This is a genomic window from Desulfotruncus arcticus DSM 17038 (assembly GCF_900113335.1).
Taxonomy (GTDB): Bacteria; Bacillota; Desulfotomaculia; order Desulfotomaculales; family Desulfallaceae; genus Desulfotruncus; species Desulfotruncus arcticus.
The window spans coordinates 1-26,534 of the sequence record NZ_FOOX01000012.1; the positions used below are offsets into that span (position 1 = coordinate 1).

The following is a 26,534-nucleotide window of genomic DNA, read 5'->3' on the forward strand; positions in this document are numbered from 1 at the left end:
TATCATATCTTTTGCGACCTGGCCCAATATAACAGCCATTTAATTTTTCAATTTCTTTACAATCAATTTGCTTTAAAATTTGATATAGTTTATCTTCCTCATCGAAATTTTTAACTAAAACTTCAAAGGAAAAAAGCATTCCACCAAGAATATACATGTAGGGTTTCACCTCGCTTGTGTTTTTTGTTGTGGGAATGAAAAACACTTCTATAGCAATCGGGTGAAACCTTTTATTTTTGGCAGCTTTATTGAGATATTTTAACTTTTTTGGCTAGGGTAAATTTGTCTTCCTATGTTTAATGAGCCCTTGTGTTTTATGGGGTTAGAATTATGCAATTGGCTCGCTTTTGGTTTAGAGGATGGCAGCATAGAGGTTGATAATGAAAAAGCAGTATTCCAATTATTCCGGGCAACACTGGATGCCGATAAAATTACCGCATATAAACGTTTTTGCATTTTAATCAATCAACTGGCTCTGAATTTAAAATCAGCTAGCAAAAAGAAATCTGAAAGCGATAACCCCAAGTTTACATTTAGGACATTTTTAATAAGGCTCGGTATGGTCGGTAATGATTATAAATCTACAAGGAAAATTCTGCTGGAAAAATTAGAAGGGAACTCAGCGTTCAGGAGCGGAAAGAAGCCGGAGAAGGTGGAGGAGGTTTCTGCCAATGCAGAGGGAAGTATGTTATGTTCCTGAACATAGAGTAGGTGTAGGAAGTATTTAATGAGTTAAATGCGTAGGAAATACGAAGAAGTATACCTATGAGGAGCCTGAAATGAGGCTCCTTTTAAATGGCATGAATAATCCTATTGATTATATATTAAAAAAAAGTTACCATATATAGAAATGGGGTGAAAAAATGATTTGTAAATCATTTTTGTATGATAATAGAATCAAAGCATGGAATGTATTATTTGAAATGCCAGTAAGTGAATATTTAGACTTTGCTAAAAGTATTTTAGATAAGAATGAATTTCAAAGAAAAAAAATTCGCGATTCTAACAAGGTATATCGGTTGCTTAAAGATGATTTGAAACGTGGTTGTATTATGCCTCCGATGGTGCTTGCGTTGAAATCAGATATAAATGTAACAGAAGAAGATATTAAAGAGAATAGTATTAACATTATAAAAGAAAATATTAAAAGCCTACTTATCATAGATGGTCTTCAACGCACCAACGTTTTAATTTCTATTGACGAATTTCTAAACGGTGATGTCGCCCAAAATACTGGTTTCTATAATAATGATATAAGGATAGAGATATATATTGGAATAAGTAGAACTGGAATACTTTATAGAATGCTGACGCTGAATACTGGGCAAACGAGAATGTCTTTAAGGCATCAAATAGAGATTATGTATAGTGATTTAATTGACCAAGATAGATTGGGAGATATTTTACTTATAAAAGAAGCTGGTACAAATGAAAAAATTGACCTTGGTAAATATGTGTTTAGAGATGTGGTTGATGGATTTAATTCATTTTTGACTAGAAATGAATTTCCATTAAAACGTGAAGATTTATTAGAACAAATTGAGGGATTGGAAGAATTATCTAAAGAGAAATTTGAGGATGATCTATTTTTTAAGTTTGTAAAATTATATGATAAATTTATGAGAAGGATGGATTATTATTTTAAATCATTTGATTATGATAATGATGAAGTAATTGATAAATTAACTGAGTTGTCAAAAAACTATAATATAAATATACCAGATGGGATTGCCGAAGATTTGAAAGATGATAATTCTACAGAAAAAATTAAATATAGAATTTTTGATATGCATAAAATTTTTAATAAGTCGATTGCTATTACGGGGTTCGGTGCCGCAATAGGTAAACTAATTGATTCAAAAGCATTGGATTCTGAGAAAATCGAAGATATTATAGATGAAATAGTAATAAAAAATTATCTTTGTTTTGTTGAGTTCTATTTTTTTCTGCAATTGATCAAAAATTTTGCTAAGAATATAGGAGTGGAACATCGTAGGTATTATTGTCTTCTCTTTAAGGAGTTATTTAACAGGCATAGTGATTCTTTTGTGTTAATTGATAGTGCTGTGCTTTCGGCTAAATTTGCATATGATTCGTTTAAATATTAGGTGAGTTGTTATGTATACTAATGTTTTTTATTGCAAGGATGAAAAATGCTTTTTAATAGATGATATTTTCAAATTACCATATGTTTTGGACGTTGATGAAAATGAAATTGATCCTAGAAGATATGAAATTTACGGTTTTTTGAATAGATTTGGAACTGTCGAAAATCAAATTTATAAAATTATTGAAAAAGATAGCGAATTGTTTATTGGATATTTAATGCCAATGATTTCTATGCTATCAAGTGATCATGATTGTGTAAATCAAAAATTTTTTTTAATATTTGCGTCAAATTGTTTTATTAAGTTAATAAAAGAGGATGCTGGGATAAAGGGTATTAATGATGAAATAATTGAAATAGAAAAAAAATACAATGACAATTTGATTTTGCTTATTATAGACAAGAGTAGAATTTGCAACATTGATAATTTTGATATTAAAAACTATTTTATGTGCTTATATAAATATGGTTATTATCTTGTAGATAGTGTTGATGATTTTAAATCTTACAAGGAAACGGTTAATGAAAAAATTAAGTTACCAGAGAAAAATCTAAAAATACAATCTGTTTGCAAATATTTTAAAGAAGAAGAATATATATTTAGACTACCTCAAAAACTAAATACTGATAATTATGTTCTTAAGTTTTTCTACCTCTATCAAGTGGTTGAAATTATTATTGAGAAAATTTTAAAAAGAGAATTAAGGAAGTTTGGTGAGAATTATAATGAGGCTTTAAGTGGATATGAAATATCTAAAGAAGTACACACTATAGCTTCAGAAGATGAACGAATAAATAGGTTATTTTCGGATGAGTATAAAATAGGTGATTTTTCTAAGTTAAATTTAAAAAATGAGTGTAACAACCTTATTGAATCTCTGCAAATTCCCAAATATCCTAGCGCAAGTAGTGCTCTATATGCTGTTAGAAATAATCTGGTACATAATTTGAGAGTTATAAGTAATGAACATTATGAACATTTAAAAGGTATTGTTGATGCTTTTGAGGATTTTATTCATGATATCTTATATAGTTATAAAGAAGCGGAATGACATTAGGGCCATTACAGGCTCTTTTTTTATGGAGGTGAAATTATAATGGGCGGTAGTAGAAAAGGAATACCAAATAAAATCAACAAGTATGATACGGACATATTGCCTAGACTTTCCGACATTAAAGAATGGCTCATGGAGGGAGATACCGTAAGGGAGATTTGTAAGAAACTTTCCATCTCTCCCGACACTTGGTATAAATATTGTAAGCAACATGAAACACTCATGGAATTGGTAAATATGGGCAGGGGCGTGTTATGTAACGAGGTAGAAAAATCTTTATTGAAGCTCTGCAACGGCTATGACTATGAAGAACTGAAGACTATTGTTGAAGAGGATAAAAATGGTAAAAAGCGAACCAGAATTGAAAAGATGAAACGCCATCAACCACCCTCTGCTCAGGCAATATCTTTCTTCCTGCGTAACCGTATGCCGGAGGAATGGGCAGAGAAGAAAGAAATTATATTGGATACCAGCCAGAATGAGGAAGCAAGGAAGAAGTTATTCCTGCAAATGATAAATGGCGAAGTTGATGTTGAAAACCAAGATTCAGAATACCAGGATGAGCAAACAGGAACCAATGATGACTATATTCAATAATCTTATGTCGTCAGTTTTTACCGAGATAAATGCCCTTTTTAAGGCTAAAACTGCCTGAAATTAAGCCGTTTAGAATCCATAATTAATCTTATGTATTCAGTTGACTTACCGGCAAATAAGAGGGAACATGGACACACCAAATAAAGGAAGGGTGTGCTGAAGTGCTTGATTTAAGCCGGTTTGAGCTATATTTGAAAAGTAAGGAACTCAGCGATAACACAGTTGGCTGCTATATTCGGGATAGCAAGACTTTTATTGATTGGTATAACGACAGAACGGATTGCGGATTCGATAAATTGATTGAACTGGATGCCATCGAATATAAGAAGCAATTAATAAATACAAATAAATCGGTGGTCACCGCTAACCGGAAGATTGCTAGCGTTAACGCTTTTTGCAAATGGCTCTATGAAATCGGAATTAACCCGATAGAGATCAATATAAAAGCAGTAAAAAATCGGGATGCTCGGCAATATAAAGGTTTGGAAGATAAGGATTTAAGGAAACTTCGAGCAGAGATTCACCGAAACCGCAATCCACTTCATATTTGTATTATAGAAATATTGCTTGGCACTGGGCTTCGGGTCAGCGAGCTTTGCGGTTTAAGGCTTCAGGATATAGAAATATCCGAACGTAAAGGCTCTCTAAGGGTTATCGGTAAAGGAAATATAAACAGAACGCTCCCTCTTAATAAGGATGTTCGCAGAGCTATTAAAGATTACCTTGCGGTTAGGCCAGCCAGCGATAACGACTTCCTATTAATAGGGCAGCGTGGAGCCTTGAAACGAAACGCGATCAACTTAATACTTAAAAAATATGGGCAAAGGGTAACAGTTGCGGTAACGCCGCACTGCATTAGGCATTCACTTGGCTATAGGCTTGTTAAATCAAAAAACACAGCAATTACAACGATTCAGCAGATTCTCGGCCATGATAGCATTGTTACCACTAACCTCTATACCCTCACAACCGAGCAGGACAAAGTAAATGCTCTGGAAGCCTTAGAGTGGTAAGCAAACCCACTCTTTTTTAATGCACCTTTCCCAATGGGAGGGGTGCTTCTATTTGTGAAAATTGCCCCGACAACTGATGGTGTGAAAATTTTTACTATTAATTATTTACAGTATTACTAAGAAAGTATAGTATTTTTTTAAGAATATATATACGTATGCATATTTCGGTTTATAAGAGCTACCCCTACAGTAAAAATTGAGCCTGGGTTACTAAGTGAAATTAGCCAGTGCATTAACGATGGAACCCGGCTTTGATAGTGTTTATCGCTCTCCCGGAAAACCAAAGCGATAAATCTATGTAGCAAAATAAACAAAATCGGTGAATTCTACAAGTGGCTCAGAACCTGGAATGATTGCTAAATGTACCCGTATTATTCATATGGAGGTAATGCTGTGAATAATCAAAAAGATATAAAAAGTGATTTAGTAGGACAGGTAAGTAAGTTTGAAAATGAAAACGAACCACTGATTTTGTTTTTTAATAAGGGTAATAATAGAAAAGAAAAATATAAACAGTTTCAAATAAACATTGGGGGTGATATTGCTAAAGAAATTGCGAAATCATATCTAAATACAGCGATTGATAATATTAATAGAAAAGAAATTGTTAAATATGATTTTGAAATAGATAACAGTGATGCTATTCAAAAGATCAATCATAAATTAATAATTGATTCCGAGAAAATTAATTCAAAGATAATAAAAGATAAAAGCGTTCCATATGTAGATAGAAAAACTGATTTTAGAAAGTTTAATTTTATTGTCATACGCTATTTTCTAAATATAGATAAAACAGTAAAGACTTTTACTATTTACTCTCAATATTTTCAACCTGCTACAAGGTTCAAAAAGTCATTTAAATATTGTTTCTTAGATGACGAAATTAAAAAACTAGATTCTGACATTTTTTACTTTGATGGCCGGGTTGATGTTTTTGAATTTGAAAAAAAATATTTTATTATAAACTTGAAATGGTTTAATAAAATTTTTGATTTCAAAGAAGGCTTTAATCGCATTATTGAAAGTAAACGTTCTGAGATTGTAAATCAAGGATTTATAGATAACCCAGATATTTTTATTGACGATTGTAAAAAAGATGGAAGATATAATCAAAGACTTTGCAAAATTGTTACAAGTGACGCTTTTGAAAGTTTAGAAGGTCAAGCGCATAAGCTTCCAGAGTACTTTAAGAGATTTAAAATATCTTTGACTTTAGATAAAAACAATATTATTCAATACAGGGGAAAAGAAGATATTGGTCAAATTTTAAATATTCTCATGAGGCGTTATGCAATTGATGGTTTAACTGATGAGGAAATGATAATCACTGGTATAGAGGAATACATTAGTTAATTAACAAGGAGATGATTTTTATTGTAAAAAAGATATTTTTATTCCTTTCTTCGTATATACCACTCTATATTTTGTTGGCCGGAAAAGAGGTCATGAAGAGAATTGAAATTTTGTTAAGCTCAGGGAAGTGTTTTTATTTTGGCAACATTGTATGGTTTAATAGTATTGGAGATTGGATGATTACAATTTTAATGCTTATGAGTGTTATTTTATGTGTTATGCTGGTTGCTCTAATAAAGAGAACAAAGAAATCTGGAAAAGCTGATTACTTAATTGTGAAAATTGATAATGAAACAGATAAGCATTATTTTAACTATTTGACATTGTACTTTCTGCCATGTATTGGATTATCAATAGGAAACATTTCAGATGTATTTGTTTTATTTATTATAATGTTAATAATTGGAATGGTGTATATAAGTAATGATTTGATATACATAAATCCCATGCTAACATTTGGAGGATTCAAAGTATTTTCGGCAGAGGTGAGACATATTAGTAACCTTAAAGGTAAAACAAATAGGAAGATAATTATTAGCAACTGTCCAAATGCTGAAGTGTTACTGCTACCACATGATGTCCAGAAATAGACGGCGTTTAATTTCCAAGATATGCTGAAATAGTTGACCGCTATCTAACTAATAGTCCGTCAGTCAGTCCATGTGGCAGGACAAAGCAACAAAAAGCCGGTTAACTTAATAGCCACCGGCATTTAATATGACTATCCACCTCGAAATTTCACCGACATTTATTAAAAGTCAAGATATCAGCCCGTGCCTCAAGTAACTTTTCCTTGTAAACCTTTGCAAACCAGGCACTCCTGTTTATGGTCGGCGGATAAATCTTGTATTTGTCAGCGACTTTGCATATGGCCTCAATCATTTCCACCTTTCCTAATCCCAGTTTTCCAGCAAGCTCACGAGCCAATGGCAAAAGATCAATAAATCCCGTGCTTACGAAATAGTATTCGAGATTATCTTTTCTCCCTTGCAACTCGGACATGGCACAAGCATAGATGGCATTTTCCATAATAAGCCCCCCAGCATAATTTGATAGTTAGCTCAATTCACCCTGAATAACTAATTTAACCATATGATCATCAATGATCCGGCGGCTGTTTTGTGCACCATAAAGCAGGCAATGGGTACAGACCTTGTTTACAAGCCGGGCTGTGCCGCTGGAAAAGCGAAAGACTTCATCAACGGCACTATCCGAGAAAATATCATGATCAGCACCGGCATAAGTAAGGTGCCTTTTTACATACTCGCCAACCTGGGCGCGATCCAAATATGGTAATTTACACTGGAGGTCGATCCTCTGCCTGATGGCAGCATAGGACTGTAGTTGCAATCTCTCCCAAAGTTCAGATTGACCGACAAGGATCAGTGCCATAGGACTTACCGCATCCATCCTAAAATTGAGTAGAAAACGAACTTCCTCCAGCATCTCCTTATCCAAAAGGTGTGCTTCGTCCACAATAACTACCGGTTGCAGTTTATGTATGCCGCGCATGAGCTCAATCTCCCGGTGCAGTTGGCGTTTAGCGTCACCTCGATAAAACTTGGCTTCACAGCCCATCTGCTCCAACAGCCCTTTGTAGAAATGCCGTGGGGTAAGCTTGGAATCTGCCAGGTACATTACCATAAATTTAGATGAGTCAAGGGTATCTTTAAAGCAGCGTATGGTGGTGGTTTTGCCGGTACCGCAGTCACCAGTGATAACAGCGAAAAGCTGTCGCTTGGCGGCGTATTCCAAGCGGCCCAGTATTTCTTCCAGCATTAGTGATTGGTACAATTGATCTGTTGGAATATCTCGCGAAAATGGAGTTTGGGTTAAGCCGTAAAATGTCTCAAACACGATCGGCACCCTCTTTCCGCACGGTTCTGTAGGAAACGGCGGGAGTCTGCTGCTCTTTGCGTTGCTGATTTTTTATAGCAGCTGCGGTTAGAAGTCGTGATGAGTCAGCGGGTTGGGGCTGCAGGTGCTCTGGTAGTTTAGGTCGTTTGCTGGCCCGTTCCCCGATAATCAGTTGTTTAGCTTTCCAGGGGGCATGTCCCTCGTATTCAATCGTAAGTTCTGCGGTATCGGCAGGATCAAAGATAACTTTTACTTTACACCCAATGAAGGGAAGACCGACTTCATACTTTTTGCTCTGGAAGCTAATACAGCCGGACTTGTCCACCTGGCGTTCTTCACAGTGCAGAAAGGCATTGGCAATTATTTGGGGGTCCAGGAATTTTAAAGCTTTGTTATCACTATTAAAGGCGGTGCTAGGGCTAATTCCCTTGCCCATGGCGGAATGAGGCTTGTCTTGGTAGCATTCCTCCAGCCAAACTTTAAACATCTCGTTTAGGCGGTTAAGCGTTTGTGGTTTTTCTAACGCAGCTTCAGCGAGGAAACTGTCTACTATCCGGTTAAAACGTTCAACTTTCCCGGTAGCCTCTGGCGAATATGGTTTGGCATAAACAAGGCGGATGCCCATTTTAGAGCAGGCCCTGATCATCCACTTGGTCCGGTACTGGCTCCATTATCAAAGTATACCGCCTGGGGGACACCGTATTTATGAATGGCCTGTCGAAAACAATCTTCCACAATTACTTTATCCAGCATGGGATAGAACTGCCCATGCAAAACATACCGTGTTGCATCATCGATAAAAGTTACCAAGTATACTTGTTTTTTGCTGCCATCCTTGCCGATAGGCAAATAGGGACCATACTTGAGGTCTGAATGCCAAAGTTGGTTCCGGTATTTTTTCTGAAACCTTCTGGCGGCAGTACCGGTTTCAGCATACATACGCATATGTCTGGCACTGTATCCACGCTCTAAAAGTTGCTCTTGAAGTGTGCTGCGCTTGATCTGCCCCGGTTCTACCAGACCCTCCCACTCCAGGATCTGAATGATTTGGCTGATACTGCGGCTCGGTACCTGGCGGCGTAGCAAAATGGCCTGCTCTAAAATGCTAGCAGGAATTGTAGCTCTGCTTTGTGGTCGACCGTGGCCTTTGGGTTTTAGACCGCTAAACCCTTCTTCCTGATACTGAGCCAGGTATCTGCGTAAGGTCCGATCTGATATGCCGGTCTGCTGGCATATATTAGCTCTAATTTGTTTGGCTTGGGCAGCATCCAGACCCTCTGCCAATAGCGGAGATAGTAGCTGCAAACGTTGGGTGGCAATCTCTTCAGCCTTCTTCTGGTCTCTCATGCTGAATCCTCCTTATTTTAGGTTTCAACATGAGTCTATATCCTGGCTATTAGGACAGGAATGCAGAACGGGTATGTATCCAAAAATTTGAGTTTGCTACTGGCCGGACAGTTCTTGCCAGCCATTTAGGGGCGTCTCCAACGTAATGCCAAATTCTCTGGAGCGTGGACTTGGGAAGGTGGCACGTGCTTTCCACAGTCTCTTTGCCAAGTCGGATTGAGATTGATATTAAACAACCTAAAAAGTGGCCGGATAAATTAGAAAACCAGGTTCGCCAGCGCCAAATGGTTGATTCGTCTGCCATGACGGTAAGTAGACTCTCTGAAGTTATGACCGACTCGATACTTTTACTTTCGTATCGTTTGTAGGGAACAAGTATATCTGGAAGCTCGTGATGTATTCGACCGCAGTTATAGCATTGAAGTCTGCGGATGACCAGAATATTGATATTCCCGGTATCTTTTATATAGCTTCGACGGCGACTGCCTATAACTTTTAGTGTTCCGCCACAACATGGACAAGGATTCTGCTCCCCGCTCCTAACAAAAAACACCCTTCTCAGGGTTTTCAATTATTTTGTAATTTGATACAATGACCATGTGTTTGGTGGGACGCCTCTAGTGCTTTTGTTGCCGCATTAGCACATTAACGGGGGCGTCTTTTCCTTTCTTTTTTATGGTCATTATATACAGCAATTTTTGGACAGGCAATTACATCAGCTTTTGGACTTTTTAGCTTAGCTAAAACACTGAAGACTTAAAAGGGAAGATAGTAAAATTAGCAAATAGCAGTTCAAAGTACACTGTTCATTATCATCTTCCCATACAGGAGGGAGATGACGATGAATAGAAACTATCAAGAAAATCAAATTATAAAACATTATTTGGAAAAATATTTTTCATCATCTAAAATAAAGGAGCTAATAGAAACATTTAGCTTTTCGGAGCTTCGCAGGTTGCTTGGCGAGATGGATATAGAATTTTTTGCTCTTTGTTACTTCCCGAAATATTTTGATCGTATGTTTGGTGAATTTCACAAGGAGCTATTTCTGGAACTAAAATATATGCTAGACAATAAAGGGTTGATTGAGGCTTTTGGATTGCCAAGGGAACACGGCAAAAGCACAATCAACTCTTTTTTATTCCCGCTGTATTCAACACTATATGATAAATCACAGTTTACGCTAATCATATCGGCCACTGAGCAAATAGCCTTACCTTTCCTTGATATGATTAAAGATGAACTGGAAAACAACCAATTGTTAATTGAGGACTTTGGTATCTACAAAGGAAATCGTTGGAATAACAATGAAATCTGGATAAGGGGCAGGGGAGGAATTGATGCCTGCATAATGATTCGTGGGATTGATGGAAGCTTACGTGGGTTACATTGGAAAAATTTTCGCCCTATGCTCGTGCTTTTAGATGACTTATTAAAGGACGATACAGCTAGAAGTGAAGCCAAACGTGAACAGGTTAAAAACACATTTACCGATGTCATAATTCCAATAGGCACCAGGGATACGAATATTCTCGTTGTCGGTACTATTCTCCATGAAGAAGATTTGATGGCAGAATTATTAAGGGGTAAAATCCCTGGAGTCCGAAGTATAAAAAAATCAGCAGTAATAAATTTTGCCGAACGAGATGACCTCTGGGGCAAATGGGAAGCCAAATATAATAATTTACAGGACTTAGATCGGGTAGAAACCGCTAAGTCCTTTTTTTATGACCATCAGGATGAAATGTTGGAAGGGACAGAAATACTGTGGTCAGAGTATCTGGACTATTATTACCTAATGTGCAAAAAACAAGCTATGGGAGATAAATCATTTTATAAAGAACTGCAAAATGATCCACGCAGCACTGATGATTATATTTTTCAAGATATTCAATACTGGGACAGGCTCCCTGACTTTGAGGATATGGAGTTGGTCATGTATATTGATCCGGCTATAAAAGCCGGAAAAAGAAATGACTATTCAGCAATTACAGTTTTGGCAAAGCATTCAAAGACTAATCAAAAGTATGTTGTTGATGGCACTCTGTATAAACTTTTGCCCGATGATTTGTTTCAGGTTGCTGTAGAAAAAATACAGCAATATCCTGTTGAGAAGATCGGCTTTGAAACAACCCAGGCTCAGAGCTACATGAAGCAAAAATTTGAAGAGGAGCTATGGAAAAATAAAATATATACGCCTGTTGATGAGGTAATCAGCAAAGGCCAAAAACATGAGCGAATTATATCACTGGAGCCGGAGATCAAGAAAGGACATATACTGTTCAATCCTGCCAATATTAGATATAATAACCAAGTAAAGGATTATAATAAATCAGCTAAGTTTGATGATGCGCCGGATAGTTTATATGGTGCGGTGCAGTTAATTGAAGGGGTTAAGAGAATTAAGTTTTATGACAGGAGTTTGTTGTTTTAATCAAAGTGATTTTGAACAGGAGGCATCCTATTATGGGATTAAATGTTTATAGAATTGATACAGGAATTGTAGGAAAGATCTTTGGAATAATCCGTCAAACTGAATTACCAGTAATGAGCCTTCAAAAGTGTTTTGGTTTTAGTCATGGATCAATTATTTTATCAATTGTTGATTTAGTTTCTTCTGATAATCATTACGTAATAAAAGACCAAGATGAGCTTGAACGTTTTGAAAATCCTTTAAACAATTCATGGATTCAAAAAAGCCAATATTACATAAGGCATCCCAAAAAGGCAAGAGAACGGTATCTAATTGAAGCAGAAAAGTTTCATGAATACATATATAGAGAACAAATTTCTGATATCGTATCATTCTTAAGGGGTAATCTCACACTGAAGCATCTAACTATTTCATCAGAAGAGGGGATAGATTTCTCTGCATTTGCAAATATACCGATTGAAGATTTAAAGGTAGAAGGAAAAGCCGATGTCAAATTAAAGTCAAAAAAAGAGTTAGTTATCAATTGTCCAGAAGGGTTGAAAATATCTGAAAAAAGAAAAGAGTATATATGGATAAATGATTTTCAGGATCTCCTATCTGTAGTTGATGGTTTTCAAGGTGGGGAATTCCGACATACGATTGAGATTTCAAATTCTTTCGGCATGGGATTGAAGGAGGCTAAACAAATTGGTGTTGGAACTTCGTGGTTAAGAAAATGTAAATTTGAGATCAAATTTACTTGTTAGGAATTTGAGTCAATACACTATGTATTGGCTCTATTTTTTTAGAAAGGAAGTGATACTTTGCAAATAACTGAAAGCCTTATAATTGAATGCTTAAATGAACTGGTCATAAACTCCAGTGTAAAGCACAAATATAAAAACTATTACGAGGGACATCATAGCATACTCTATGATTATGACATGCAGGATAGTAGGAGTAACCGTAAGCTAATATTCAATTTCCCCCGTAAGTTTGTTGATAACGAAACAGGCTACCTCCTCGGCAAGCCTGTTAATTTTGTGTCCAAAAGGGATGATAAAGCCATAATTGATTGCATCGACATGAATACCGGCCACTGGGATAAGGAGCACAATATTAATCTTCGTAAGCAAAGCGAAATCTATGGTGAAAGCTATGAACTAAATTATATCAATACTGACGGTGAATTTTGCGCTACCATCCTGACCCCGCTTGAATGTTATGTTTTAGAGGATGGAACAGCGGAGAGAAATGTGCTGCTGGCTCTACATACATATAGGAAAAAATTTGATGATATGGATTACCTGGATGTCTATACAGACATGGAAATATTACACTTCAAAATATCAGGTGATTCTAAAATCGAGCCGATTGGCAAACACAATCACATATTCGGCAGAGTGCCTGTTATTGTCTGTCCTGCCAATAGTGAGCGGAAAAGTGGGTTCCATGATGTAATCAGTTTAGTCGATGCATATAACGCTTTGAATTCTGATTTAGTTAATGAAATTGCCGACCACCGGAATGCTTACTTGATTATTGAAAATGCCAAAATCGAGGAAGAAGATTTGTTAAAAATGAAGCAGATGGGCATTATCCAAGCACCCAAAGGTGGTGTGGTAAAATGGCTCACTAAGGAAATCAATGATTCCTTCGTGAAAAACGAGCTTGATAATATAGAACGTAAAATCTATGACATGATGGATGAAGTTAATTTTAATGAAAATTGGGCTAGCAATACTTCATCGCTGGCACTGAGAAATAAACTATTGAACCTGGAAAACAGGGTGGCAATGCGCCAGGCTTTTATGGAAAAGGTAATCAAAGAAAGACTCAAGAACCTGTTCGCATTTATCCGCAAGAAGGAAGGCAAGGTTTTTGACTACCGAGATGTAGCAGTGAAATTTACAAGAAACCTACCCACCGATCTGGTTGGACTAGCAGATGTTATAGTTAAGTTGAAGGATATTTGTTCACAGGAAACACTGCTGACATTGTTGCCGTTTATTGAAAATCCAACTGTAGAAATCCAAAAATTTGCATCCGAACGACAAAATAAAAATTCTAATATCAGTCCTAACGATAATGCTTCAAAATCTGCCGATATAATAGTTTAAAATTAACCGGCATAGGGAATCATACTACCCCTAAAATTAGATGCCCGTATTCGGGCGATTTGGAAATTTGCTAAATACCTTGTAACCCTTGTAAATAACGGGCTGCGGGGTATTTTCTTTAAAATTAATTTTGCCCGTTTTTAAGGGGTCGGAGGTGAAGTTTATTGTTAGGGTAAAAGCAAAACGTAAAGATGATTTAGTGTTTTTTATTAATTCAACTAACCAATTGGAGTATCATAAAAAATGCTTACGATGCCAACATAAATGTAAGCAGTCATTCAGATGCATTAATGTTATTTGCTCGAAGTACCAACGGAGATAAAACTCCCACATTACAACAACATAGGTCTGTTATCTTAAAGGTTAAATATGGTAAAATTTAAGAAAATCAAGGGGGTTGATCACCGTGTCATTATCTTTTGAGCAAGTGAACGACATATTAACAAATAGATTCGGGTTACTTTCTAAAACCGGAATCAAGAAGGGATATGTCCTATATAGTTACTATTTTAAGGATAGATACACAGATACCAGAAAACAAGTAGTTGCTCACGAAATCACAGCCTTGCAAAATGGAGGTTGCGGAGGATACATTTATGTAGCACATTTAAAAGAATTTAATAACCACCCTGCCAGAAAAAAAGATGGATACTTAAAAATTGGCGATTTGACGATGGATGAATTTATTGATATAGCTGAAAAAGTAATTAGGGAATATAAGTAAATGATTTACTTGGGCTTACTTTAATGTAAGTCTTTTTATTTAATACAACTGCGTTTCTGGTTTTTAGTCAGAAGGGCAAAAATGAAAGGAGATATAATCATGACGTTTGAAGAAGTAAAACAATTCTTGGAAAGCGAAGCAGGTAGTGCTTCAGAGGTAACGGCATATTTGCAGGGGTTAAATCCATTGACCGTTGCAAGGATGCAGGAGTTTGTTGAAAAAACACCTGAAGCAAAATCATGGCTTGATTCCGTGAAGGACAAGCATCTACAGAAAGGGTTGGAAACCTGGAAAACTAACAATCTGGAAACCCTGATCGATGCGGAGGTCAAGAAAAAGTTTCCTCAAAAGGATGAGAAGGAAATTGAACTTGATAAACTGCGAGCAGAAATTGATCAGATGAAACAGGAAAAATTAAAAGAATCCCTGACCAATAAGGCCATGAAAATGGCAAACGAGAAGAACCTACCGATTGAGCTGGTAGGCTTTTTTATTGGCCGGGATGAACAGGAAACCACTGATAACCTTAAAGTGCTGGAGGATATTTACAACTCCTCTGTGCAAAAAACACTTGAATTAAGGCTTAAAGGCGAGGGGTATGTGCCACCCAAAGATAACGGCGGTGGCTCCCGTACCGATTTAGACAGTTTGTCAATGGATGAGTATATCAAAGCAAGAAATAAAAATTAGAAAGGATATGGTGATTATTTATGGGTAATACATTTTTAACTCCTTCAATTATTGCAAAAGAGGCTATGATGCAACTTAAAAACAATACAGTAATGGCGAACCTTGTACATAGAGATTATTCCAATGAATTTGTTGCCGGGGTAGGGAATACGATAACAATCAGAAAGCCCGCAACTTTTGAAGCAAAGGAATTTGACAGTACTGCTGGTATCCAAATCCAGGATGCAACAGAAGGTTCGGAAACCGTGGTGTTGGATAAACTGCTGGATGTATCATTTGAGGTTACAGCAGAGCAGCTTACCTTGGATATTCAGAATTTTAGTGAGCAACTGCTAACTCCGGCCATGCAGAGCTTTGCCAATAAGATTGACCAGTATTTGCTTGGATTGTACATAGATGTGCCAGATTATTATGGTACGGCAGGAACCACACCTTCGGCTGTTGGTGATATTACCAATACCAGAATGATTTTAAATGTAAATAAAGCACCTTTTGAAAACAGGAATCTTGTAATTGATCCCATCAATGAAAATTCGTTCTTACAGATAGCTGGATTTTATGAAGCAGATAAAGTGGGCGATAATGGAACGGCATTAAGGGAAGCATCCCTGGGTAGAAAGTTTGGTTTTGATATTTTCACTGACCAGAACGTTCAAACTCATACCAAAGGAACACTTACCGCCGATGCCGGTACATTAAAAGTAAAGGGTGCCGTAAGTGCTAATTCAACACAGTTTATTATTGATGGAACCAATCTTACCGGAACCCTTGTAAAAGGTGACTTGTTAACTATTTCAGGAAATAATTATGTGGCTACTGAAGATGCCACCGCAGCAGCAGGAGAAATAGCTGTTAAAGTATTTCCGGCCACAGCGGAAATTGCAGATAATGCTGATGTAACCATTATAGATAACCATACAGCAAGTCTGGCATTTCATAAAAATGCTTTTGCTCTTGTCACAAGACCGCTGGCTTTGCCTAAGGGGTTATCATCTGAGCAAAAGGCGATTATTAATTATGACGGGTTTGGTTTAAGGGTTATCTATGATTATAACAGCCAGTACAAAAAGGACGTTGTTTCAATAGATATGCTCTGCGGAGTAAAAACTCTAAACCCAAAACTTGATTGCAGATTGCTTGGTTAATCTAAAAAAAATATGGGGGTGTGCCAGATGGTGCATCCCCTTTTTTATTAATAAGGACGGTGATAATTTTGAAGTGTCCATATTGCAAAATCAAATTCAACTCCCTGCTAACTTTAAATGTACATAAAGAAAGCTGTCTATATAAAGATAATCCGGTACAGGTGGATTATGAAGCAATCCCTTATTTAGAATTGAAGTCAATGGTCATGTCCAAGGGAATGGATATTAAGGTAGCAAATAAGAAAAAGACAGAAATAATTGAGGTTTTAAAGGAAATGGAGGACTGATATTGTGCTGGAAACTGTGAAAATGCTTCTGGGCATAGATGAATTTGAAATTGCACTTGATGGTATTTTAAATCATTTTATCAACCAGGCTTATAGATTGGCTTATGCTTATTGTAACCTAACAGAGTTACCGGCAGATTATGATGACACCATTGCTGATTTGGCAGTTTATTTATACAACAATAGAGACAGTGTGGGCTATAAGCAAAAGGTGCAGGGTGAAAGAAGCGTTACATATGAAGGCGATGGTATACCCGAATATATCAAAACTGCTTTACCTCTGCCCAAGATCAAGGTTGGGTGCCAGTAATGTTTAACGATACGTTAATAAAGGTATATTCAAGCTCTGATTCCACTACCTTTGTAAAATCAATCTATGCAGATATTCAGCCGTTTTCAAAAAGTATAACCTTTGAGGATGGATTTCAAATTGATGTAACCAGCAGAGTGTTTTGTGATGTAGATGATTCAATTACTAAGGATAGTTACCTGGAAATCGAAAATCTAAAGTACAAAGTCATGGAAATAAAAAAATGGGATGATTACTTGGAAGTTTATCTGTATAAATTGGTTAGGCAGGTGTAGCGGATGCAGGATATAGATAGCATGATTGACTTTTTCCTTTTAGAAAAGGGAGAAAGCATATCGGTAAATGGAGTAGATCAGATTGCGCTCATAATCGATACAGTGGATAAATTAACTTATTTCGATGACAAAATAATCCGGTGCAAGAATCAAATTTTTACCGGTGACATAGTGGAATACAATAATTTAAACTATTTAACCATCAGCCAAATTGATAAAGAAGAAAATTCATTTAGAGCCAGGATCAGAAAATGCAGCTATCAAATTGCCTTCAACTGGTCTGGTAATATCAAATGGTTTGATTGTATTGAAGAAAGTAAGGTATTTGATGTTTCCACGGGAAATTACATATCTTTACCAACGGGTAATATTAACATCTTTCTGCAAAACAATTTAGATACCAGGGACATAAGTTTAAGCCAGAGATTTTACATTACCAACCAGCCGTTCAAAATAACCGGCATTGATAAATCCCAGAGAGGCATTATCAAACTAAATTGCTCATTGGATTTAATATCAGCTGATGATGATGTTGAAAACGATATCGTAGACAGATGGAAATATGAGACAGTACATACATATACCTTAACAATTGATAACGGAGATACTGCCAATGTGCTATTAAATGATGTTCTTCCGCTGAATGTAACTGTTACTGATAACGGTGCTACAGTTGAAAATCCGGTAATTATATTTACCTCCAGTGATTCAAATATTGTAAGCGTAGATAATAGCGGTCAGGTGATGGGGATCTCACTGGGACAGGCAGTAATAACCGCAAAATTAAAATATCATGATACTATTTTGGATTCAATTACGGTGACAACCACTGAAAATATATCACACAGCTATTCGATAACTATAACTGGAAGTAGCACTGTTATAATTGGGTTTAGCCAATCCTATGTTGCTCATATATTTGACAACGGTGAAGAAATCTTTGATAAATCAGTAGTGTGGTCAATTAGAAACCAAGATGGAACTAGTACAGCATATGCAACGATTACTGCAAGCACCGGCAATAGTGCAACGGTAAAAGCGGCAAGCAATAGTTCATATGTTAATAAATACGTTATTTTGAAGGCCGTTTTATCCGATGATGATTCGGTTTTCAATGAATATACAATCCAAATTAAATCATTGTTTTAATAATTTGTGGAGTGGGTTTAAAAGCCCACTCTTTTTATATTTGAAAGGAGAAAGTGCTTTTGTTAAATGAAAATCTAATCAACTATCAATTAAGTTTACATATACTGGATTCCTTGAGAAAAATGAATCTGATTACGGAGGAAGAGTTTATGGCTATTGATAAAGAAAATAAAAAATCCTTCAAAGCCCAGGAATATCAAGGATTAAGTTGATTAATCCGGACACCAATTATATCATGTGACCACAAAAAGAATAGAAAAGGAGAATGCCTATGGCGAAAAATATTAGAGTTTTACCGGCGTTAGCTCCGCAGGAAATTAACGGACTACCTGAAAATGTTAAGAAAAGGGCATGTGCTTATTGCCGTGTTAGTACTGACTCCAAGGAACAGGAGAGCAGTTACGAATCACAGGTTAATTATTATATTGCCTATATTAGAAACAATCCAGATTGGACTTTTGTTGATATTTATGCCGATGAGGGTATTTCAGGAACCAGCACCAAAAAGAGAGATGACTTTAACAGAATGATTAATGATTGTATGAAAGGGAAAATTGACATCGTTATAACCAAATCAATCTCCAGGTTTGCGCGGAATACACTTGATTGTTTGAATAACGTAAGAAAGCTTAAAAACAAAGGAATTGCCGTATTCTTTGAGAAGGAAAATATCAACACCTTAGATACAACTGGAGAAGTCCTGCTTACTATTCTAAGCTCTTTAGCCCAGGATGAAAGCCGAAGCATTTCGGAAAATGTAAAGTGGGGGATTGCCAGGCAATTCCAGAGCGGTAGGGTATTAGTTAACACGACTAGGTTTCTTGGATACGACAAAGACGAAAATGGGGAACTAATTATTAATGAAGAAGAAGCCAAAATTGTTAGGCGTATATTCATAGAGTACTTGGAAGGAAAAAGTTATAACGCAATCGCCAAAGGATTAATGGCAGATGGAAAAAGACGGTTATCGGCAATACAAAATGGTGGGACACAACAATAACGGGTATTTTAACAAACGAAAAATATTATGGCGATGCACTTCTTCAAAAAACCTATACCATTGATTTCCTAACCCATAAAAGAGTTGAGAATAAAGGTTATGTTCAAAAAGTATTGATTGAAAAAAATCACGAGCCAATAATACCCAAAGAAGTTTTTGAAATGGTTCAGGATGAAAAAGAACGGCGAGCTTTGCTAAAAGGCAATTTGGTTGGCGATCGGCACAAATATACCAGCAAATATGCTTTTAGCGGAAAGATATACTGCGGAAAGTGTGGCAATACCTTCAAGCGGCGAACGTGGAACAGCACAAGCAAATATAAAAAAATAGTGTGGCAATGCAAAACCTATATTGTAGACGGCAAAGGAGCCTGTGATGCCAAGGCAGTAGGTGAACAAGTTTTAATGGATGCTTTCGTCAAGGTGTTTAATAGAATAAATGAAAACAAGGATGCCTTTATTAAAACGCTAACTGATAATATAGAAAAGGTTTTGTCTGAGAGAAAGACTGACAAAGAAATAAATGCTCTTGACAGCCAAATAGAAAAAATTAAAAACGAGTTGAAGGGGCTAATTAAATTCCAAATTCAAAATAACCTCGATGAAGATGTTTATAAAGAGGAATACATAAGAATATCAAAGGAACTGGAGGAATTGCGAAGGCGAAAAGCTCAACTGGAAAAGGAAAATAGTCTGAAGGATGATTACCGAAAAAGGGTGGATGAGATTATACAGGTATTGGCCGGTAGGCAGGGTTTACTGGAAGAATTCGATGATAAAATTTTTAATGCGTTGGTTGAGAAGATAGAAGTTCTCACGCCAACGCATTTTATTTTTGTGCTGAAGAGTGGGATGAGGGTGGAGGAAGTATAATAATTAATTGAAAAATATCCAAATTATTCTTAGAATAAGAGTAAAGCATTACAAACGATTGCTTTACTCTTTCTTTTTCTGGAGGTAAATTGATGGCTAAGCATGGTGAAGGGTTAGGATATGAAATTGTTAAAGCTGTTAATAATGGAGAAATTAAAGAACCAATAACTTTTAAGAAAGTCAAAGATTTTTGTAAAAGTAAGGGGCTAAATCCCTCTGAAAGCCATATGAGGGTTATTCTATCAAACTCAACAGAAAATACTCACAGTCCAACATATGCTAAATATTTTGTTCGTGTTGCTAAGGGAGAATATGAAATCCATCCTGATTATAGAAAAAAAGCCAAATATTATTGGCTTAATATTGATACTGAAGGTTATGAATGGTCATTTTCAGATTTGAAGGTAGGAAGGAGAGAGACCTATTCAAGCCTAAATGAAGATGGAGGCAAAAGGAAAAATGAGAGTTGTTTTCAAAGCATTAACATTGGGGATAAAGTTGTAGCCTATGAAACAGGAAAAACGAAAGCAATCACAACAATCTGTATAGTGGTTGATAAATATGAGAATGATGATGGCGAAGTATTTGTTGAGTTTGAAAAACTTAGGGATTTTGATAAATTTTTAACGCTAAATGAAATGAAAGACAATAATAGCCTTAGTGATTGTGATGTTATCGGATTTCACAGAGGGACATTATTTGAGTTAAAAGAAAAGCACTATATCGAAATTGTTAAGATGCTCGAAAATATAAACAGTCTCATAGATTACTATGAGGTTCTCGAAAGAGAAGTTCAAAAATCAAGAGTGTTAACTAGTGTGGAGAGAAAAAAACGGCTAAATAATAGAGAGAGTAATATTCCAGAAAAAGCTGAAAGGAAAAGTACTTGCTTTATAAGGAATCCTGATGTAATTGCAGAGGTTCTTGAAAGAGCTGATGGAATATGTGAGGAATGCGGTAAAGCGGCACCATTCCTAAGGGCTGCAGATAAAACGCCTTACCTTGAGGTTCATCATAAAGTGCGATTAGCTGATGGTGGAGAGGATACTGTTGATAATGCGCTCGCTGTTTGTCCAAACTGCCATAGGAGACTTCATTTTGGATGACGAAAATAAAAAATTTCAATTAATGTGTTGGTTGTAGAGAGGAAATTATTTCCAACGCATTTGCTTTTTTAAATGTAATGAATGTCAATAGCCAAATAAATTAGTCTAGGGAATTTTAGAGGAAAAAAGAGGAAAGTGTAGAAAAATAATTCAAGGTTGGGAGGTGTACGAATGGAAAATCTCATGCTTGCAGCTACATTTGAAGAAGATTATTTATGTAGAACATATTCCAAAGTGACTAGTAGCCCGGATATCGCGTTGACTGAATTGATTGCAAATTCATGGGATAGCGGTTCATTAACTGTCAAAATTACTATGCCTACAGAAGATGGCGAATACATAACTATAGAAGATGATGGTACTGGAATGACTTATCAGCAGTTTCTAAAGAGATGGATGAAACTTGCTTACAATAGATTAAAACACCAAGGTGTTGAAGTTGAGTTCCCTAAGGATGTTAAAGTAACTAAAAGACGTGCCTACGGCAGAAATGGCATAGGAAGGCATGGTTTATTGTGCTTTAACAATACATATGTTGTTGAAACTTGGCGTGATGGCACTTGTAATAAGTTTAGTATTTCAGTTGCAGCCAATGAACAACCATTCATAATATTAAAGCATGAATCATTTGAAAAAGATGGACATGGTACAAAATTATCAGTGCGTGCAAATAAAAACCTTCCAAAAGCAGAAGATATGTTGGATATTCTCTCAGCGAGATTTTTGTATGATCCACAGTTCAATGTATATATCAACGAAAAAAAACTTGATTTATCAGAATATAAAAATACGACAAAAGAAATTATTAACATAAATAACAAAATAGAGCTTAAGATCACTGTTGTAGAATCTATTAAAACTGCTCGAAACACAATGCAACACGGTGTTGCCTTTTGGGTTGGGGGTAGGCTTGTTGGAGAACCCTCCTGGGCCTATGGAAAATTTGTTTTTGCAGATGGCCGAAGAAAAATTGCAAAGAAATATACTTTAATTGTTGAATCTGATGATTTATTTGATGAAATCCTTCCTGATTGGACAGGTTTTAAAAATTCTTATTTGATGGATGAAGTTTATGAACACTTAAATACATATATAAAACACTTATTCCACAGAGTCTACTCGGAAGAAATAGAAGAAGTCCAGATGGCAGTCTTAAAAGATAACTTGGAGGATCTCGAGTTGATTTCAACTAGTCCTATTGCACAGCATGAAGTTTCAAATTTTGTTAAAGAAATTACTAAAAGAAAGCCAGATATAGCACAAGAGGTGCTTAATGTGGCAGTATCTGCGATGTTAAATATTGAGAAAAGTCGTTCAGGTGTTGCATTACTAAGAAAACTCTCAACAATGTCCATAGAAGAAATTTCAGCACTAAATACAATGCTAGATGAATGGTCGGTAAGTGACATACTAGCAGTTTTAAGTGAAATTGATACACGTATAACTACCATAGAGGCTATATCAAGGTTATGTGGTGATAAAAGCGTTGATGAACTTAAGACGTTGCATCCAATAATACTTCAGTCAAGGTGGCTTTTTGGCGTAGAATTTGACTCAATAAATTTTGTATCCAACACATCGTTAAAAAAGGCTGTTGAGGAACTATTCGGAGAGAAAGTTGTAAAAAATGAATTTATAAACGCAAGGAAAAGACCAGATATTATCGTTCTCCCCCAATCTACGATGTCAGCAGTATGCACTGAGGATTATGATGAGGATTCTGGATTAAACGTTATTGACAAAATTTTAATTATTGAATTAAAGAGGGGCGGTTTTAAACTTGGGCGAGATGAGGTAACGCAGGCGCAATATTATGTTCAGGATTTGATTAACTGTAGTTTTGTAGCAAAGAGTACAATTGTTCGAGCCTATGTTGTTGGTGAAACTATTGAACCTAAAACTGAGAGAGTTGTTAAATTAGGAGAAAATGAACGGGGAAGAGTTGATGTTTGTACTTTTGCCCAACTAATTGATACTTCACAGAGGCGGTTATTTAACCTAAGAAATGTATTATGTGAACATTATGGAAAAATAGATAGTGATAACATTGTGGCCAAGGTTCTTAAAGGGCCAAAGCAATTCACATTAAAGATATAATTAATTATCAATTTAAATAAGAATTGTCAATCGATTAAGCAAAAGGAGTAAACTGGTAAAAGTTAAAAAATGGAGCTGTTGACTAATATATTCCTTTTACTGTCTCCACACATGTAGAAGCGATAATTCTGATGACGTATTGTGGTTCGAAGGAGAAAAAGTAGACTTTGACCACAAGATGTTGTGGTTTGAGTGCGATTTTGGGGCGAAAAATGGACAAAAAACGGGCTGAAAAAGTGCAATTTTCAGCCCGTTTTTTTGAGGTATTTTATAGATGACATTCGATATTATTAAGGATGATAGGATGAAAATGAAACCTATAGAACCGCAAGAGATGCATTCCCATTAGTTGCTTGGACTCCCAATCCTAGCCACTGCGGACATACCCCCGCCAGTTCGCCACGTAATGCGTGATTTCAATTCTTTAAATCTCCATCCGTCGACAGTGCGCACTGCAACCGCTTCAAAAATACCTCCGGCAACGAAATGCGTTTGCAGTGATCTCGGGTCGCTCTCCTCTTCGGACCATAGGTGCATCGCAATCATATTGGCCCGAAGTCGTGCGGTGTCACCTTCAAGATCGATAATATGGTCGGAAGTGACATGCTGCATTGCACGGAAGCGGCTAAAGGTTTTGGCTTCAGAGGCAATGGCTTCCGGGCCGACGGCAGCCGAACCATTGGGACGTACGTAACACCCGTCCGGTGTGAATGTCGCTTCCACTGCCGCAATATTGAAGCATTTGTCATCGACAAAACTGCAATAACGGCTCAGTAGCTCACTGATCTGCGCGCGATCAGTAAGTTTAGTTAACTCTGTGGTCATGTCTTGCTCCTGTTGTTGAACTGCTTTTTCATTCATTGTAATTCTCCTCGTTAATATTTCTTATATCTTGCATAAACGTACTGATTGGGTTTATAAGTTGATATCGTTTGCTTATCACGCTATTTTAAGATCCTTTTCTGTAAAGCCTGTTTTTGTGTCTCATCAACGAGCGGCAGCATCTTTCTCATCTTTGCCTTCTTTTCTTCCGTAAGGCTACTGAGGAAAGCTCTCATTTTTTCGATCCGCTCTGGTGTTAAATAATTATTTTCATTCATTCGGATCAACTCCATTATTTTTAATAATTGGTCTGCACTTATATTTTGATTAAATGACAGCAGCGTTTTAAGCTGCTCAAGCTCATCGCGCAGTTTTTCCTTTAACTTTATCTGTTCATTTATGATTTCGAGTTGAGCTTGAACGACGGGCAACGGATCATAATCAGGATTTTCAATTAAGTGATGAATTTCCTCTAAGGAAAGTCCCAGTTGTTTTAGAGACAATATTTGCTGAAGCTTTGATACATCAGCCTTTGTGTATAGCCTATGACCAGCTTCACTAAATTCAGAGGGCACTAATAAACCTATTTGGTGGTAAGATGCTGTCAAGTAGGGACTAAGAATTAATGCCATTCGCAGATAATCCAACTAATCATGCGGCTATATGGTTGCGGAGACAACACTACAGTCTGCTTATTTTCTTCATCAGCACATAGCCGCAACCTTTTGCTTACCTGCTTAATCTGTTTTGACTGGCTTGGAAGTCATTATCTGTGAAGGAGCGGTGTCAGGACGTTATCATATGTAGTAAAGCACCTACCGCATTGGGCAGGTGCTTTTTATTGATTATGACTTCCGCACTGGCCTGATATACTTCCAAAACCGCTCCGGATTAAATGAAAAGTAAATTATTCTACCGGGGGAAGTATCAAAGCAGTAACCGGTGCCTGCAAAATCAAAAGTTGCCATTGTCTTTTCCATCTTTTCCTCCACACTACGATTTTCCTGCTCATAATCGAATGGCCCATGTTCAAAAACAATATACTCGGCTTCGGGAACATCAATCATAAGCATTTGTGGTGGTACTTCGCCTTTATAATCAAAAGGAAGACGTACACCATAACACTCTGTACGTGGAATACCCCAATCGCAGAGTCTGCCGTCCGGGTCATTAATGTACGCCATAATCTGACCGCTGCCGCTGTTAGATTCGCTCCCACCATCGTCATCCAATTTGCCCTTGATACTATCGAGTAAGCCGCAAATTGTTTCGCAGTCCTGTCCCGGAATAAGGCTTTGCTTTTGCCAAAAATCCCAATACCCATTACTCTCATAGTTTTTAATGTGCAAAAATTTGTGTGCGGGAATGGTTACAAAATAAATTTTAACATCATCTGTAGATTTCATCATACCAATCTCTCCAAATCCGAAAAAGTAGCGGTCGAAAGGGTTTATTTTTGTACGAAGAGCGACAGGCATAGGCTTTTTTCGGTATTCACTTGGAGTTACACCATATGTTCCCTTGAAAGCTCTGGTAAAAGCTTCATGTGATGAAAAACCATAATCAAAAGCAATATCCAAAATGCTTTTTTCACTATCCCGAACCTCTTTTAGTGCAAAGGCTAATTTTCTATGCCGCAGATAATCCCTAAATTGCATACCCGATATTTCCTTAAATTTTCTCGTAGTATGAAATTCGGAATAACCTAACTTGCGAGAAAGAAATCGTAGCGTTATTGCTTCACCGTTACGATTTTTAATACACTCGTCAATTTCATCAACGATTATTTGGATTTGCTTGTGCCACTCGTACATTCGTCTGTTCACCTCGTTTCAACCACTCTATAGTCATTATAGAGTAATGGAAATTGCATTGCTTGATTTTACTTGCGGAAAAGAGAGGATATATTTTATTCCTTAACTCGCCTAATATAAATTTTCAACGCTTACATAACATCAAACACTAAGCGCAGATAAGGAAACTACTCTGCCTTGGATAATATCAACGTTATCATTCAATGACAATTCAAACGTTTTGGTCCTAACCAAACACCAGCCCCACCTTATCGTAATGGTGCAGTGTTCTTACAGTTATTCTACACTGGCTTGCAAGCTCACCGATTTTCCAAGTAGTTTTTGGCATCTTTTCGCCTCGTTTCGTACGATTTATTTGTCGACAAGTAAAGTATAAAACCT

29 protein-coding genes and 1 pseudogene are annotated in these 26,534 nt (G+C 36.6%); 22 read left to right on the forward strand and 8 right to left on the reverse strand.

Translation table 11 applies throughout. The annotated features are described in order from the left end of the window. Window positions 1–316 precede the first annotated feature (316 nt). From BM056_RS15350 to BM056_RS15380, 7 genes are all read left to right on the forward strand, one after another. Entirely contained in the window at window positions 317–700 is a 384-nt protein-coding gene (locus BM056_RS15350) for a hypothetical protein (RefSeq protein WP_092472318.1), read from the forward strand. A 181-nt stretch (window positions 701–881) separates the two neighbouring features. Next, a complete protein-coding gene (locus BM056_RS15355; RefSeq protein WP_131820771.1) occupies window positions 882–2,108 on the forward strand; it encodes a hypothetical protein in 1,227 nt (408 codons plus the stop codon). 10 nt (window positions 2,109–2,118) lie between these two features. Continuing rightward, entirely contained in the window at window positions 2,119–3,159 is a 1,041-nt protein-coding gene (locus BM056_RS15360) for a hypothetical protein (protein ID WP_092472320.1), read from the forward strand. A gap of 45 nt (window positions 3,160–3,204) precedes the next feature. Continuing rightward, on the forward strand, window positions 3,205–3,759 hold the full coding sequence (locus BM056_RS15365; protein ID WP_092472321.1) for a hypothetical protein: 555 nt from the start codon (window positions 3,205–3,207) through the stop codon (window positions 3,757–3,759). A gap of 161 nt (window positions 3,760–3,920) precedes the next feature. Then, the gene (locus BM056_RS15370; protein ID WP_092472322.1) at window positions 3,921–4,772 is read left to right on the forward strand and encodes a tyrosine-type recombinase/integrase; all 852 of its coding nucleotides are present in this window, start codon (window positions 3,921–3,923) and stop codon (window positions 4,770–4,772) included. Between the two features lie 393 nt (window positions 4,773–5,165). Then, complete coding sequence (locus BM056_RS15375) at window positions 5,166–6,125, forward strand: Kiwa anti-phage protein KwaB-like domain-containing protein (RefSeq protein ID WP_165613556.1); 960 nt, start codon at window positions 5,166–5,168, stop codon at window positions 6,123–6,125. An 11-nt stretch (window positions 6,126–6,136) separates the two neighbouring features. Next, window positions 6,137–6,715 carry a KwaA family protein gene (locus tag BM056_RS15380; protein ID WP_092472324.1) on the forward strand — a complete coding sequence of 193 codons (579 nt, stop codon included), beginning with the start codon at window positions 6,137–6,139 and terminating at the stop codon, window positions 6,713–6,715. A 148-nt stretch (window positions 6,716–6,863) separates the two neighbouring features. On the opposite strand, the gene BM056_RS15385 is transcribed toward BM056_RS15380, so the two are convergent. The 4 genes and pseudogenes from BM056_RS15385 to BM056_RS26715 all read right to left on the reverse strand — a co-directional run bounded on the left by BM056_RS15385 (window position 6,864) and on the right by BM056_RS26715 (window position 9,882). After that, window positions 6,864–7,154: a hypothetical protein gene (locus BM056_RS15385; RefSeq protein WP_092472325.1), complete on the reverse strand. Its 291-nt coding sequence runs from the start codon at window positions 7,152–7,154 to the stop codon at window positions 6,864–6,866. A gap of 27 nt (window positions 7,155–7,181) precedes the next feature. Continuing rightward, window positions 7,182–7,982 carry an ExeA family protein gene (locus BM056_RS15390; protein ID WP_092472326.1) on the reverse strand — a complete coding sequence of 267 codons (801 nt, stop codon included), beginning with the start codon at window positions 7,980–7,982 and terminating at the stop codon, window positions 7,182–7,184. After that, window positions 7,975–9,329, reverse strand: a pseudogene (locus BM056_RS27765) (DDE-type integrase/transposase/recombinase). The gene BM056_RS15390 and the pseudogene BM056_RS27765 overlap by 8 nt, the downstream one beginning before the upstream one ends. A gap of 49 nt (window positions 9,330–9,378) precedes the next feature. Then, the gene (locus tag BM056_RS26715; RefSeq protein WP_092472327.1) at window positions 9,379–9,882 is read right to left on the reverse strand and encodes a DUF6431 domain-containing protein; all 504 of its coding nucleotides are present in this window, start codon (window positions 9,880–9,882) and stop codon (window positions 9,379–9,381) included. Between the two features lie 288 nt (window positions 9,883–10,170). Here BM056_RS26715 and terL point away from each other — a divergent pair, with 288 nt between their 5' ends. The 15 genes from terL to BM056_RS15465 all read left to right on the forward strand — a co-directional run bounded on the left by terL (window position 10,171) and on the right by BM056_RS15465 (window position 23,517). After that, window positions 10,171–11,763 carry a phage terminase large subunit gene (gene terL / locus BM056_RS15405; RefSeq protein ID WP_238456484.1) on the forward strand — a complete coding sequence of 531 codons (1,593 nt, stop codon included), beginning with the start codon at window positions 10,171–10,173 and terminating at the stop codon, window positions 11,761–11,763. 32 nt (window positions 11,764–11,795) lie between these two features. After that, on the forward strand, window positions 11,796–12,509 hold the full coding sequence (locus BM056_RS15410) for a hypothetical protein (RefSeq protein WP_092472328.1): 714 nt from the start codon (window positions 11,796–11,798) through the stop codon (window positions 12,507–12,509). A 57-nt stretch (window positions 12,510–12,566) separates the two neighbouring features. After that, complete coding sequence (locus BM056_RS15415; protein WP_092472329.1) at window positions 12,567–13,862, forward strand: phage portal protein; 1,296 nt, start codon at window positions 12,567–12,569, stop codon at window positions 13,860–13,862. A 427-nt stretch (window positions 13,863–14,289) separates the two neighbouring features. Further along, window positions 14,290–14,586, forward strand: coding sequence for a hypothetical protein (locus BM056_RS15420; RefSeq protein WP_131820773.1), 297 nt, complete (start codon window positions 14,290–14,292; stop codon window positions 14,584–14,586). An 81-nt stretch (window positions 14,587–14,667) separates the two neighbouring features. Further along, complete coding sequence (locus BM056_RS15425; RefSeq protein ID WP_092472331.1) at window positions 14,668–15,276, forward strand: DUF4355 domain-containing protein; 609 nt, start codon at window positions 14,668–14,670, stop codon at window positions 15,274–15,276. 92 nt (window positions 15,277–15,368) lie between these two features. Further along, complete coding sequence (locus BM056_RS15430; RefSeq protein ID WP_492207420.1) at window positions 15,369–16,421, forward strand: major capsid protein; 1,053 nt, start codon at window positions 15,369–15,371, stop codon at window positions 16,419–16,421. Between the two features lie 68 nt (window positions 16,422–16,489). Then, on the forward strand, window positions 16,490–16,708 hold the full coding sequence (locus tag BM056_RS15435; RefSeq protein ID WP_131820774.1) for a hypothetical protein: 219 nt from the start codon (window positions 16,490–16,492) through the stop codon (window positions 16,706–16,708). Between the two features lie 4 nt (window positions 16,709–16,712). Continuing rightward, complete coding sequence (locus BM056_RS15440) at window positions 16,713–17,018, forward strand: phage head-tail connector protein (RefSeq protein WP_092472334.1); 306 nt, start codon at window positions 16,713–16,715, stop codon at window positions 17,016–17,018. Continuing rightward, on the forward strand, window positions 17,018–17,293 hold the full coding sequence (locus tag BM056_RS15445; RefSeq protein ID WP_092472335.1) for a hypothetical protein: 276 nt from the start codon (window positions 17,018–17,020) through the stop codon (window positions 17,291–17,293). Before BM056_RS15440 ends, BM056_RS15445 begins: the two co-directional genes overlap by 1 nt. Before the next feature lie 3 nt (window positions 17,294–17,296). Continuing rightward, the gene (locus tag BM056_RS15450; RefSeq protein ID WP_092472336.1) at window positions 17,297–18,442 is read left to right on the forward strand and encodes a hypothetical protein; all 1,146 of its coding nucleotides are present in this window, start codon (window positions 17,297–17,299) and stop codon (window positions 18,440–18,442) included. Window positions 18,443–18,501: 59 nt separating this feature from the next. Continuing rightward, window positions 18,502–18,654, forward strand: a complete 153-nt coding sequence (locus BM056_RS26290) for an SHOCT domain-containing protein (protein WP_165613558.1) — start codon at window positions 18,502–18,504, stop codon at window positions 18,652–18,654. Window positions 18,655–18,713: 59 nt separating this feature from the next. Further along, entirely contained in the window at window positions 18,714–19,442 is a 729-nt protein-coding gene (locus BM056_RS26920) for a recombinase family protein (protein WP_274377553.1), read from the forward strand. A 5-nt stretch (window positions 19,443–19,447) separates the two neighbouring features. Next, window positions 19,448–20,314 carry a recombinase zinc beta ribbon domain-containing protein gene (locus BM056_RS26925; RefSeq protein ID WP_274377559.1) on the forward strand — a complete coding sequence of 289 codons (867 nt, stop codon included), beginning with the start codon at window positions 19,448–19,450 and terminating at the stop codon, window positions 20,312–20,314. A gap of 92 nt (window positions 20,315–20,406) precedes the next feature. Further along, window positions 20,407–21,420, forward strand: a complete 1,014-nt coding sequence (locus tag BM056_RS26655) for an HNH endonuclease (protein ID WP_092472337.1) — start codon at window positions 20,407–20,409, stop codon at window positions 21,418–21,420. A gap of 171 nt (window positions 21,421–21,591) precedes the next feature. Beyond that, window positions 21,592–23,517, forward strand: a complete 1,926-nt coding sequence (locus BM056_RS15465) for an ATP-binding protein (RefSeq protein ID WP_092472338.1) — start codon at window positions 21,592–21,594, stop codon at window positions 23,515–23,517. A gap of 345 nt (window positions 23,518–23,862) precedes the next feature. Here BM056_RS15465 and BM056_RS15470 read toward each other — a convergent pair whose 3' ends face one another. The 4 genes from BM056_RS15470 to BM056_RS26930 all read right to left on the reverse strand — a co-directional run bounded on the left by BM056_RS15470 (window position 23,863) and on the right by BM056_RS26930 (window position 26,481). After that, on the reverse strand, window positions 23,863–24,378 hold the full coding sequence (locus tag BM056_RS15470; RefSeq protein ID WP_207648201.1) for a nuclear transport factor 2 family protein: 516 nt from the start codon (window positions 24,376–24,378) through the stop codon (window positions 23,863–23,865). Between the two features lie 83 nt (window positions 24,379–24,461). Further along, complete coding sequence (locus BM056_RS15475; RefSeq protein WP_092472339.1) at window positions 24,462–24,971, reverse strand: MerR family transcriptional regulator; 510 nt, start codon at window positions 24,969–24,971, stop codon at window positions 24,462–24,464. A 213-nt stretch (window positions 24,972–25,184) separates the two neighbouring features. Beyond that, window positions 25,185–26,153, reverse strand: coding sequence for a helix-turn-helix transcriptional regulator (locus BM056_RS15480; RefSeq protein ID WP_092472340.1), 969 nt, complete (start codon window positions 26,151–26,153; stop codon window positions 25,185–25,187). Between the two features lie 226 nt (window positions 26,154–26,379). Then, a complete protein-coding gene (locus BM056_RS26930) occupies window positions 26,380–26,481 on the reverse strand; it encodes a MerR family DNA-binding transcriptional regulator (RefSeq protein ID WP_238456485.1) in 102 nt (33 codons plus the stop codon). Window positions 26,482–26,534 lie beyond the last annotated feature (53 nt).